Annotated in this window: 10 protein-coding genes; 6 read left to right on the top strand and 4 right to left on the bottom strand. The window is 66.0% G+C overall.

Going from position 1 to position 12,357, the window contains the following annotated elements:
* The first annotated feature begins 9 nt into the window (after positions 1 to 9).
* Together ACZI8W_RS10560 and ACZI8W_RS10565 are read left to right on the top strand one after the other, a co-directional pair.
* Positions 10 to 762: an ABC transporter ATP-binding protein gene (locus ACZI8W_RS10560; protein ID WP_463368443.1), complete on the top strand. Its 753-nt coding sequence runs from the start codon at positions 10 to 12 to the stop codon at positions 760 to 762.
* Positions 762 to 3,200 carry an ABC transporter permease gene (locus tag ACZI8W_RS10565; RefSeq protein WP_463368444.1) on the top strand — a complete coding sequence of 813 codons (2,439 nt, stop codon included), beginning with the start codon at positions 762 to 764 and terminating at the stop codon, positions 3,198 to 3,200. Before ACZI8W_RS10560 ends, ACZI8W_RS10565 begins: the two co-directional genes overlap by 1 nt.
* A gap of 396 nt (positions 3,201 to 3,596) precedes the next feature.
* Here the strand turns inward: ACZI8W_RS10565 and ACZI8W_RS10570 are convergent, their stop codons facing one another.
* Positions 3,597 to 4,241 (bottom strand): RES family NAD+ phosphorylase, encoded by a 645-nt coding sequence (locus tag ACZI8W_RS10570; protein ID WP_463368445.1) that lies wholly within the window; start codon positions 4,239 to 4,241, stop codon positions 3,597 to 3,599.
* A complete protein-coding gene (locus ACZI8W_RS10575) occupies positions 4,242 to 4,862 on the bottom strand; it encodes a hypothetical protein (protein WP_463368446.1) in 621 nt (206 codons plus the stop codon).
* A gap of 149 nt (positions 4,863 to 5,011) precedes the next feature.
* Between ACZI8W_RS10575 and ACZI8W_RS10580 the strand changes: the two genes are divergently transcribed.
* On the top strand, positions 5,012 to 5,662 hold the full coding sequence (locus ACZI8W_RS10580) for a DUF1254 domain-containing protein (protein WP_463368447.1): 651 nt from the start codon (positions 5,012 to 5,014) through the stop codon (positions 5,660 to 5,662).
* 52 nt (positions 5,663 to 5,714) lie between these two features.
* Here ACZI8W_RS10580 and ACZI8W_RS10585 read toward each other — a convergent pair whose 3' ends face one another.
* Positions 5,715 to 5,933: a hypothetical protein gene (locus ACZI8W_RS10585; RefSeq protein WP_463368448.1), complete on the bottom strand. Its 219-nt coding sequence runs from the start codon at positions 5,931 to 5,933 to the stop codon at positions 5,715 to 5,717.
* Between the two features lie 178 nt (positions 5,934 to 6,111).
* On the bottom strand, positions 6,112 to 7,713 hold the full coding sequence (locus ACZI8W_RS10590; RefSeq protein WP_463368449.1) for an ABC transporter substrate-binding protein: 1,602 nt from the start codon (positions 7,711 to 7,713) through the stop codon (positions 6,112 to 6,114).
* Between the two features lie 490 nt (positions 7,714 to 8,203).
* Here ACZI8W_RS10590 and ACZI8W_RS10595 point away from each other — a divergent pair, with 490 nt between their 5' ends.
* The 3 genes from ACZI8W_RS10595 (at position 8,204) to ACZI8W_RS10605 (ending at position 12,303) form a co-directional block, all read left to right on the top strand.
* Positions 8,204 to 8,914 carry a GntR family transcriptional regulator gene (locus ACZI8W_RS10595; RefSeq protein ID WP_463368450.1) on the top strand — a complete coding sequence of 237 codons (711 nt, stop codon included), beginning with the start codon at positions 8,204 to 8,206 and terminating at the stop codon, positions 8,912 to 8,914.
* A 99-nt stretch (positions 8,915 to 9,013) separates the two neighbouring features.
* The gene (locus ACZI8W_RS10600) at positions 9,014 to 10,696 is read left to right on the top strand and encodes an amidohydrolase (protein WP_463368451.1); all 1,683 of its coding nucleotides are present in this window, start codon (positions 9,014 to 9,016) and stop codon (positions 10,694 to 10,696) included.
* Positions 10,693 to 12,303, top strand: a complete 1,611-nt coding sequence (locus tag ACZI8W_RS10605) for an ABC transporter substrate-binding protein (protein WP_463368452.1) — start codon at positions 10,693 to 10,695, stop codon at positions 12,301 to 12,303. The genes ACZI8W_RS10600 and ACZI8W_RS10605 overlap by 4 nt, the downstream gene beginning before the upstream one ends.
* Positions 12,304 to 12,357 lie beyond the last annotated feature (54 nt).

The raw sequence follows: 12,357 nt of genomic DNA on the forward strand, positions 1-12,357 counted from the left end.
GGTCGAACCATGACCACAACGATTCAGGCCACGGCGCGCGGATATGTCACGTTGAGTGGTGTCTCGCGCAGCTATCGGCTCGCTGACCAGCGGGTGACAGCCCTCGACGCAGTGTCGGTCGAGTTCGCGCCGGGAACATTCACCGCGATCATGGGGCCGTCGGGTTCCGGCAAATCCACACTCATGCACTGCGCTGCCGGTCTCGACCGGCCCGACGACGGGGCCGTCCGGATCGGTGACATCGACATGACGGAACTCGGCGAGAATGCGCTGACGAGGTTTCGGCGCCGTCACATCGGGTTCGTGTTCCAATCGTTCAATCTCGTCCCGTCGCTCAGCGCCGCACAGAATGTGGCGTTGCCACTTCGACTCGACGGACAACGCCCGACGGCCGCGGAAGTGGGGGCGGTGCTCTCCCTCGTCGGGCTGAGCGACCGTGCGGCACATCTGCCGTCCGAGTTGTCCGGCGGTCAGCAGCAGCGTGTCGCGATTGCCCGGGCACTGATCTGCCGGCCCTCGGTGCTGTTCGCCGATGAGCCGACCGGTGCACTCGACATCGCGTCGTCGCGAACTGTGCTGGCCCAATTGCGCAGGCTCGTCGACGAACACGGGCAGACGGTCGTGGCGGTCACCCACGACCCGGTGGTCGCGGCCGCCGCCGATCGTGTGCTGTTCTTGGCAGACGGACGGGTCGTCGACGAGTTCGAATCGAAATCGACGGCGCAGCAGATCGCCGCTCGCATGGCTGAATGGGAGGCCTGATGTTCTCGCTTGCATTGTCTTCCGCGCGGCATCAGTGGCGGAGTCTGCTGGGTAGTGCCGTCGCGCTGGCCTGCGGAATCGGTCTGCTCTCGGCAACGCTGCTCGTCATCGCCTCGGCACAACCCCGCCCACCCGCACATTACGCCGACGCGGACCTCGTCATCGCCACCGAGACACTCGGCGAGACGTACAACAGCACCCCGCTCCGTCGCCCACTGGACGCGGAGCGGGAGCGCATCCTCGTCACGCAACTGACGAACGTCGACGGTGTCGCACGCGTCGTACCGGATCTGGTTTTCCCGGCACAGCTCGCGGACGGGGAACGGATACTCACACCAACCGACCGCGATGATCCGCTAGGGCACAACATTTCGTCGTCGGACCTGGGGAGCAACCGGGTGATCTCCGGCGCGGCGCCGTCCGGCCCCGGTCAGGTGGTCGCACCCGCGTCGAGCGGATTGAACCCCGGTGACACGACCACGCTGGTCACACCTACCGGGCGCACGAGCGTCACGGTGTCGGGTATCGCGGACGGGCGCTCGGTGTATGTCGATGATGTGACGGCGCGGTCGTTGTCCAGGGGTGCCACCACCGTGGGGGTGATACTCGACGAGGGCGCAGACATCACCGCTGTGCGAAATGAATTCGAGGACATTGCCTTCGAGGACATTGTCGACGGATCGGTGCTCGCGGGAGCCGACCTCGCGGACATCGAGACGTCGGCCGATCGCGGTGCCCGCAACATCGGGTCGCAGTTGCTCGGTGCGATGGGTGTGCTCGCCGCGATGATCACGGTGTTCATCGTCGCCACCACATTCGCTTTCGCTGTGACACAACGACGGCAGGAACTCGGGCTGCTCCGCGCCGTCGGCGCGACCCCGGGGCAGATACGTCGTCTGTTGCTGGTCGAGGCCTGCGCGATCGGCGTGGTGGCGGGCATCGCAGGATCGATGATGGGTTGCTCCGTCGCGCCCGTGCTCGGTGGGTGGATGCGCGACGCGGCGATCTTGCCGGCCGGATGGGAACCGTCGATCACGGTGACTCCGGTGCTCGCCGCAGTCGTCACCGGGGTCGGAGTTGCCGTGACGGGTGTATGGTTTGCGTCCCGTAGGGCCGCGCGTGTGCGGCCGATGGAGTCGCTGAGGGTGTCCGAGGTGGAGCGTTCGCCGATGACACGGTCGCGATGGCTCGCAGGCGTGTGCGGCGTGACAGGTGCGTGCGCATTCGCGGCGGCGGGTGCGGCAAGCAGTGGTGGATCGAGCGCGACGTTCGCCGTCACCGCGGTCATGTCGGCGATCATCGGGGTCACGGCACTGGGCCCAGTCTATCTGCCGAAACTGATGAAATGTCTGGTTCGAGGCTCGGGGCCCACGGCGGAACTGCTCAGAGCTGAATCTGCACACGGTGTACGACGGGTGTCGTCGGTGTTGTCGCCGATTCTCGTGTTGATGGGGTTCGCAGTGATGCTCACCGGGATGATCGACACGATGGACGACGCATTCGACAGCAATGCCTCCGCGGCTGTCCCGACGGACCTCGTCGTGTCGCCAGCCGAGGGGGCACCGACACTGCCGAACGACGTTGTCGAGACCGTGCATGCGTATGGTGGCAGCCGGGTGAGTGCGCCCGTCGCGACCAGCATGATCTTCGGCGAACGCGCAGTCGGCGTCTGGGGAATCGATCCCGCAGCGATGCGCGCGCTGGGGCTCTCTGTGGACGACGGCTCGGCGGACGGACTGGAGGCCGGCGCGGTGATACTGGACCGGGATACTGCTGAGCGGGTGGGTGTGCGGGTCGGTGCGACGGTCGACACGGTCTTCGCCGACGGGAAGCGTCGTCCACTCGAGGTGACCGGTATCGTTTCCGGTGCACCGGTGTTCGCCTTCGTGGACCGCGGCACCGCGCTCGCTCACGATCGGACAGCGACGACCCCGCTGCTGTACGCCGACTCTGCCGACCAGGATGCCCTGACGGCGGCACTGGCCGGTACGGGTGCGCGTATCGAGACACCACGGCAGTACACGAGCGCGGGCAACGAGGAGGACGAACGTCTGTTGCGCCTGTTCGAGCGCGCGCTCGTCGGTCTGTCGCTCACGTTTGCGGCCCTCGCTGTGGCGAACACGATGTCGATGGCCACCACTGACCGGCGCGCAGCGTTCACCCTGTTGCAGCGGATCGGCGCGACACGCAGGCAGATTCTCGGTGTGGTCGCGGCGGAGGCGACGGTGGTCGCGGTGATCGGTGTGGTGGTCGGTGCGGTTCTCGCCTGGCCCGCTCTGGCAGGGGTCGCTGCGGGTCTGGCATCCGATCTCGGTCAGCCGGTGTCGCCGGTGGTGCGGTGGAGCGCAGTCGCGTCGGTGGGCGCGGTGTCGTTAGTGATCGCACTGGGAGCCAGCGTATTTCCCGCGATACGGGTAACGAGGACGCGATCTCTGTGAACGCTTTCTCGGTCGTCACGCCACTTGAATTCAGGAAGCCGACGGTGCAGCGTACGATCGCGCTCGTCCGGGTCGAGGGTCTCGTCAGGGCCTCAACGTTTGTCTTTCTCCGTCTGACGGCGTGCACCGGCCGCGAGCGAGTCGTTCGTCTTTCAAGGCGGCGGCCGACTTGGAGCGACCGGCCTTGCGCCATGAACGGTGGAGTCATGTGTGCGGCGTCACCGATTCGAATCCGGCCACTCGATCACGCAGGAGACCTTCGAATGCGGGTTGATCGAAGGCAAACATGGGATCCCCGCCCGATCGGTGCGGATCGTCACGCCGCCGACGAGCCGACCGCATCACCCACCACAGAACCTGCGCCTGCCCTCGGCAGGTGCGGGTTCTGTCTTTCGCTCAGACGATCGTGTAGCCGAGCTGGTGGGCCGCAGTGCCGATCGCGTCTGCCAGCGCGGGGTGTGCGAGGGGTAGCGACAGGACCGGTCGGGCGGGGAAGGCGTCGGTGGCACGCTCGAATACGGCGATGGAGGCGGCGCCGGCGAACCGGCCTCGATAGGTGATGCCCTCGATGTCGGTGTGGGCGCGGTGGATCGAACGTGCCCAGTGCTGCGACAGCCGGTGGACCGCGGTGTCGAGGGCGTGGTTGCCGCCGACGCGGGTCGCCCACGCGCCGCCGCCGTATCCGGCGACGTCGAGCAGGCGTGGGGGTCTCGTGAAGCGGACGCCGGTGAGGTACGGGTCGCCGTAATGGCGGTCGATCACCCGGGTCGTTTGGAAAGCTTCGGCGAGACCGCCTCGTGGGCTCGATGCGCCGTACCAGACGCCGTAGCCAGGGTGTTCATCGCGCGGCGGCGGGTGGTGATCGAATCGCAGGATCGGGCCGAACTCACGCAGCCCGTTCCACGGCAGGGTGTGGCCGCTGGTGGTGCGGTGCACTCGCCATACGATCTCTGTTGCAGGCCAGTCGACGATCTCCTCGGGGCGCAGGCCCGCCGCGCGGAGCTCCATGATCGACGGCGGAGCGGACAGCATCGCCGCCATCTACGCCGATTCCCACTCGGCCGCCGCGATCACGTCCAGGATCTGGTCGATGTCGTGGGTGCTGCCGTCGCTTCCGGTCAGCCACGCCACGATCGACACCGGTACGCCGTCGACGAGCAGCGCCTGCTGCGGGCGAATGAGTAGGGCCTGGAAAGTCAGCGGGTGCTGCAGCTTCGGTACTCGGGGCAGCACCTTCTCCAGATGCGGGACTCCACCTGTCGCCGTGAACTGCGCAGGAGGCAGCAACCGGCTCCGCCCGGAGTCGAACGCCCACAGGGTGCCGTCGCCGATGCGCTGCCGCACCCGGGCTGGGGTGACGCCGAGACGGTCCGCAGCCTCGGCGACCGAGAAGGAGGTCGCAACGAGGTTCGCCATCCGGATGTCGCGGTCCACGCGTGCGGAGGCCGCCGCGGCAGGGTCGGCCGTGAACCCGGCGTCGGCCAGTATCTGCGCGTCGTGCTCGGACAGATCGGGTGTGGCTGTGCCGTGGGAGTGCAGGCCGCGCAGAATCTGCACGAGTTCGCCGCGGCCGATGTCGGTGCCGGTCACCTCCCGCAGCGCGTCCTCGAAGTCGAGGTCACCACGTAGGTAGCGGGCTTCCGTGGTCGCTGCATCACTCACCGACACCACCATCCTTTCGTCAACTAACGCGTGTAAATCAATGATAGGTGGCGAGGGGCCTGCTGACTACTGGTGCCGCCGGGAGCACGCCCGGCGCCGCCGGTCGACGGCGGACGCACATCAGACCCCCGCGGGCGTACTCCACACCGGTGTCACGCAGGGCTTCACACCGCGACGACTGGGGCCTACCTGTGGGGTATCCGCCGGTGATCACCGCCCGGACCAGGAACTACGCCACCGACCCCACACTCAGCGACTCGTTCCCGCCGAACACCTTCTCGCACAGCACCGAGCTCTATGACCACCGCGAGCACATCATCGTCAAACCGAACAACGACACCCTGTACTCCTGGGCGTGGCTGAACCTTGCGAACGGCCCGGTGACGCTCACTGTTCCGCCGGTGTCCCGGTACCACAGCTTCCAGTTCATGGACGCGCACACGAACACCTGGTCCTACGTCGGCAGCCGGACAACCGCCTCCGACGGCGGGATCTACGTGCTGATCGGCCCGGACGCCGAGGCCCCCGCCGACACCGACGCCGACGCCGACACTCCTCAGGTTCTCCGTGCCCCGACCGACCATGTGTGGCTGCTCGGGCGCACCCTGGTGGACGGCCCCGAGGACCTCGCAGCAGCCGTCGAGATCAGCAACGGCTATGCCCTGCGGAGGTTACGCAGGGCCTCGGACGTGCGGGCCGACAACGACGTCATGGCACTCCCTCACCTGTGGCCGGTGACACCGGGATCCGGTACCTCATTCTCGCCGATGGTGACAGCCGACTGCGCGTCGACCGAGTAGATCGACCCTGCGGCGCCGGTGTGGTCGTCTGCGGTAGCCCCGACCACCCCGATCACGATCGAGTCAGACCCGCCGGACCGACGGCACCACTGCCGACGTTCGCGTAGGTCGCCTCGTCTGCGGTGAGTGCGCCGAGCGCGTTCAAGGCCACGACTGCACGCAGCAGATGGTCGCCGTTGTACCGGCCGAGGTTGAGGTCGTACCGCCAGTCGCCGCCGCCTACTGAGAGGCCGAGGTCGCTGGCGACGAGGCATTCGTGCGCTGCCGTCACCGAGGCCGCCCGCGCGGCCCGGACCGCCGGATCATGGATCTCGCGGCTTGGGACGCGGCCGACACATCGAACAGTCGGTCGCGTCGGGCCGAGTTCTCAGATTATTCTGATTGTGAATATGATTCAGGCAGGGCGGTATTCATGACCTACGGGTGTGCCTACGAAGACCGGCGATCGGTCACCTCTTCTTGAATGCCTTGTCGAACAGGAGTATTCCGTCGATAGTCGGGATGATGCCGTAGGTGTTCGGCGCCCACGCTGTGTACGCCTCACCGGCACCCCACGCGAGGAAAGGCTGGTCGGTGTTTACCAGGGACTGTATGTCCGTGATGGCGTCCCGCTTCGCGGTGTCGTCGGGTGCCGTAAGCACCTTGGCGAGCAACCCGTCCATCTCCGGGGAGTTGTATCCGAGGATGTTGTTCGTCGAGGTGCTGTACAGGGAACTGAACAGGCGCAGTTCCGGTGCGACGTCAGAGATGCTGTAGGCGGCGTAGCTCATGTCGAAGTCGCGATCGACGTACAGCCGCTGGACCATGTCGGTGATGCTGCTGGTGTACTCGAGTACCACGTCGAAACCGATGGCGTTCAGCTGCGCCTGGACCGCGAGCGCCAAGTTCTGTGCGTCGGGATCGTTCACGCCGACGTACGTGAGCTTGCCGTTGTACCCGTCGGCCTTCGCCTGGTCGAGCAGCTCCTCGGCCTCGGCGGTGTCGGGGCTGGTGCCGGCGACGTCACCGTGCCACAAGGACCAGGACTGGAACATGTCGGTACCGGTCATGCCCTCGCCGCCGCGCACCCGCTGGTTGATGACGTCGGTGTCGATCGCAAGTGCGATCGCCTGCCGCACCCGCGGGTCTGCCCCCGGGCGGCCGGGCGCACTGTTGAGCTGGCCGACCATCGACAGGCTTGTGGTGTCGATGAAGCCGGGGAAGGTCTCCTTCGCAGCAGTCACCGTCTCGGCGTTGCGCAGGTACGCCATGTCGATGCCGCCACTGGCGAGCGCGTCGATCTTGGGCTGCTCACCGGCGATCGCGACGAACTTCAGGCCGTCCAGGTTCGGGGCGCCGTTCCAGTAGTCGGGGCGGGCCTTCAGCTCGAGCTCCTGCTGCGGCGCGAGCTCCACGACGGTGAACGGGCCGGCGCCGATCGGGGTGAACTGGTCGCCTTGCTGTGAGCTGGGTGCGACGATCATGCCGTGCCCATAGGAGAGCATCACGGGGAAGGTGCGCCACGGCTGCATCAAGGTGAATACCACCGTGTCCGGGCCCTGCGCCACCGTGCTCTGCACCATGTACTCGTACAGCTGTGAGTTGGCGCCGCTGTGCTGGTTGTAGCGCTCGATGCTGGCGACGACCGCGTTGGCGTCGAGCGTTGTGCCGTCACTGAACGTGACGTCGTCACGCAGCTGCAGCGTCCAGGTCAGTTGGTCGGCGCTCTCCTGCAGTGATTGCGCGAGCTGGGGTTCGAAGCTTTCCGACTCGAAGTCGTAGCGCATGAGCACGTCGTATACCGCGGACATCTCGGTACCACCGGTCGCCGCCGCCGGCTGGGTCCGGGCTGGGTCCAGGCTGGCGACCGGTGCGTAGGTCGCGTAGCTCAGCGTGCCACCCTGAATCGGAGTGCCGCCGTCGTCCTGGTTGCCCAGAACGCCGGAGGCCGCGGGCGCTGCGGTACCAACGTCATCGCTGGAACTCTCGGAACTCGCACAACCGACCAGCGCAACTGCTCCAGCGACTGTGAGAGCCAGAGTGCGGCCGAGTCGTCTCGAATGCTTTCTCAACTGTATGCCTCCAGACTGTGGGGTGACGCGCATCCGGCCGGTTCGGCCGGGGCGATATGTCTGCTCCATCGACGATGAATCTGGTGTGCGGCGGGGCAATGCATCTGGCCATGAGGTACCACCAAGACCCGACGGCTGTGACGGGTCCGGTGCGGATGCACTGTAGCGTCTGGACGCGGGGTGCACAAGGAATTGCCCGGTGGATGGAATCCACACTCTCCCAGCCTATTCGTGTGGTAGATGACTGCGCGTGGAGGAATGGCGGCAGCGAAGCAGATCGGTATGAATTCGCGAAAAACCTTGTGGAAACCGAGACTGGGCCCTAACTTGGTGGAAGTGTTTTGTATAGACAAAGTGCCCCGGTAGTTTGATGATCCCGGCTCGGGATTCCATACGACGGACGCACTCGAGGTGAGGCGGGAGAGTTCTCGATGCACCATGCAGCCACTGAATTCGCGATGTTCGTGCAGGCACGGTCAGAATCCGGCGGGTGACCGACCCGCAGCACGTGCTGCTCGCACAAGACCTGATCGAGCGAATCCAATCCGGTGAGTTCGGGGTCGGAGACAGGCTGCCCACCGAACTCGAGTTGTGTGAGTCGCACTCACTCGCGCGGGGCACGGTGCGGCAGGCGCTGCGGCACCTCGAGGACGCGGGACTGATCACCAGGCGCCGCGGAGCGGGGACCACCGTGGCGTCACCACCGCAGATGGACGGGCACGAGGTGTTCGTCACGAGCCGAGTCGGCCTGCTCGCCTTCGTTCGACGTACCAGGATTTCCGAACCCAGTGCGAGCGAGGTTGTGGCAGATGCGGAATTGTCCGATCGGATCGGCGTCTCTGTTGGGTCCCGGTGGTTCCGCATCGAAGGTCCTCGGGTGGTTCGCGGCACCGAGTCGGTGCCGATCTGCTGGAGTGAACTGTATTTGCGAGCGGACCTCCCCCATCGGCGCATGATGTTGGCCGGCGACTTCGGCATAGCCAATCTCATTCGGCAGCGCATCGAGCAAGAAGTCGGTGCGACTGTACTCGCCGCGGAGATGGCGCACGAACTGCACGCGGTAAAGGGTTCCGCCGCACTGGTTGTCACCCATCGGCACTTCGACTCCGACGGAAGCCTCGAAGCTGTCGGTGTGCACACCCTTCCGTCGGATCGCTATCGCATCGTGACCACGCTCGGTGGCCATACCGCTGCGGGTTAGGGACACGCAATCAATCAGCGTCAATTATATTGTCGGTCAACCTGTTCTGATGGTTGATTCGCAACTCAGACAGGGGGGCAAGTGTCCGAGGATGAATCGGTGCCCGCTGCGGCCTCGTTCGATACCCGCGGTGACCGCATCTACGTGGGAGGTCGCGTACGCACGATGTCGGGTGTGCGCGACGCCACCGCCTTCGCGGTCTCGGCCGGACGCTTCGTCGCGGTCGGCTCGGACGCCGCGGTGCGGGAGGGGGCGGCACCGGGATCGGTGGAGGTGGACCTCCGTGGCCGCACCGTGGTTCCCGGCTTCATCGAAACCCACGTGCACCCGCACATGTCGGGAATGAACACCACGTCGGTCGATGCAGGCGTCGATGCCTGTCCGGACATCGATTCACTGGTTGCGGCGCTGTCCGACCGCGCCGCCGCGACCGATCCAGCACAACCTCTGGTTGCCACGGGATTCGACGACACTTTGGTGTCGGACGATCGGGGACTGACGGTGGCGGACCTCGACCGTGTCTCGGACGACCGGGCGGTGGTCGTCCGGCACCTCTCCGGCCACGGCGTCTACGTCAACTCGTTCGTCCTTCGGAGCAGGGGAATCGGGCGCGAGACCGAGGGCCCCGAGGGCGGTGTCATCGTCCGGTATCTCTCGGGTGACCCGACCGGCGAGTTCCGTGAGATTCCCGCGATGCGTCTGGTGGTGTCGCCGGAGGAGTCGATTCCCTCGGGCCCCGCGCTCGACGACGCGTTGCGGTCGGCGCTGCGGCGGATGGCTGCGGTCGGTGTAACGAGCTTCCACGACATGTTCGTCGCCCCCGCCATGGTCGACTCGTACCGGCGGTTGCTCGCTTCGGGCGATTTGATCCTCCGTGGTCGCCTGTACGAGGGGTTCGACACCGTCGACGGATTCACGGTCGCACCCGAGGCGGGTCGGCGCGAGGGCACCCACCTGACGATCGGCGGGGTCAAGCTGATCTCGGACGGGTCGATACAGCTCCACACCGGCGCACTGACCGAGCCTTATCACGATCTCGGTGACTGTCACTGCGGCGAGATGGCCATTCCGTCAGCAGATCTGGACGAGATGGTGGCCCGCTGCCACGCGGCGGGCCGACAGGTGGCGATCCACACCAACGGTGACCGTGCGATCGACCTCGCGCTGGACGCGATCGAGAAGGCGGTCACCGCGTCGAGTGGCGTTGTCCTGCCGGGAAATCTGCAGCACCGCCTGGAACATGTGCAGACACTGCGAGACGACCAGCTCGCCAGGATGCGTGATCTCCGCGTCAGCGCGTCGGTGTTCGTCAACCACGTCTACTACTGGGGCGACCGTCACCGGGACCGGTTCCTCGGTCCCGAGCGAGGCAGTCGGATCAGCCCGCTCGCCTCGATCGTCGAAGCCGGGGTGCCGTACGCACTGCATTGCGACAGCCCGGTGACCCCGGTCGATCCGCTGTTCACCATCCACACCGCGGTCAACCGCATCACCCGCAGTGGTGACGTCCTCGGGCCCGACGAACGTATCGGCGCGGAAGCGGCGCTCTCCGGGTACACCTCGTCGGCCGCACGACTCGGCGACGAGACCGACGAGGTGGGTGTGATCGCGCCCGGTCTGCTGGCCGATTTCGTCGTCCTCGACGCGGATCCGCTGACGGTGCAGCCGACCAGGATCAAAGACATCACCGTCCTGACGACCGTCGTCGGCGGCCGCGTGGTGTTCTCCGCAGACGACGACCCCTTGTCCACCCCGTCCGACAACAACGAGGGAATGCGATGACAGCTACTTCACTTGCCCGTACCACCCGACTGTTCACCGCGTTCACCGCCGCGGCGGTTCTGATGGCCGGGTGTGCGGGCGGATCCACCACCGCGACCGACGCGTCGGAGGTCACCACCGGACTGGTCGGTGAGCAGTCCGACGGCGGGGAGCCAACATCCGGCGGCACTCTGTCCTTCGCGACGTACAACGCGGTGAGCAGTCTCGATCCGGCGGACCGCCAGGACGGCGGCGCGACCGGTGGCAGCGAGATGGCCGCCATCTACGACTTGTTGATGCGCTACGATCCGGTGACGATGGAGTACCAGCCGCAGCTGGCGCAGTCGTTGACACCGAACGGGGACAACACCGTCTGGACCCTGAAGCTGCGTGACGGAGCCGAATTCAGCGACGGCACCCCCGTCACCGCGGCGGCAGTGCAGTGGAGCATCGACCACTACCTGGCGAAGAACGGTGCCCACAGTCAGGTGTGGAACATGTCGGTCGCCGACGTCGTCTCGCCGGATCCGTCGACGGTGGTGTTCACGTTGCAGCGGCCGTGGAACGAGTTTCCGATCCTGTTGACCACCGGACCGGGCATGATCGTGGCGCCGTCGTCGATGGCGTCCGGCACGTTCACGCCGATCGGCGCCGGACCTTTCACTGTGGAGAGCTTCGCGTCACAGGACGAGCTCGTGCTGGCTGCGAACCCGAATTACTGGGGCGGTGCGCCGCATCTGGACACGTTGCGGTTCCCCGCTATCGTCGGGGAGCAGCCGAAGTTGGATGCCTTGCGCAGCGGCGACGTTCAGGCCGCGTACCTTCGCAACGCCGAGGTCGTCGACAATGCGCTCGCGGCCGGGAACAGCGGATTCGTCTACACCGTCAGCATGGGCGGTGTCGGCAACATCAACCAGCGGGAGGGGCGGGCCGCGTCCGACGAGCGGGTGCGGAAGGCAATCGTCACGGCGTTCGATCCGAACATCTTCAATGAGCGTGTCGAGGGTGGCTACGGTAGACCCGGCAGCGACATGTTTGCGAACTGGTCGCGGTGGCACGGCGACGTGGCCGGTTCTGGCTACGACCCCGAAGCCGCCAAACGCTATCTCGCAGAAGCCAAAGCGGACGGGTACGACGGCAAACTCACCTACACCGGGCTGAACGAGCCCGGGGCGCAGCAATCCGCTCTGGCATTCCAGTCGATGCTCGAGGCCGTCGGGTTCACCGTCGACATCGTCTACGCCAACAGCATCAACGACCTCGTGAAACGAATGTACGTCCAGCACGACTACGACATCGGATACTCCGGGTTCAACGTTCTGGACGAGTCGCCGTTCATCCGCATGTACGGCAACCTCAGTAGCGCCTCCAGCTCGAATGTTCTCGGCTACGCAAACCCGGAAATGGACGATCTGCTGATTCGGTTGCAGACCGCACCGACGGATGAGACCCGTCTCGACGTCGTCGACGAGATCCAGTCGCTGGTGAACGCCAGCGCGCCGATGGTGGTGGTCGGCTCCGGGAAGTACTTCGTCCCATGGAGTGAAAGTGTGAGTGGCGTCACTCCGAGTGCCGACGGCATCATGCTGTTCGGCGATGCGTGGATCGACCCGAACAACTCGTCGTAGCACCCCGTTCAGTCGGGCTCGGGCAGCGATGTCCGACCGGATCTCAGGAAGGAG

Source organism: Rhodococcus ruitaii (genome assembly GCF_055230935.1).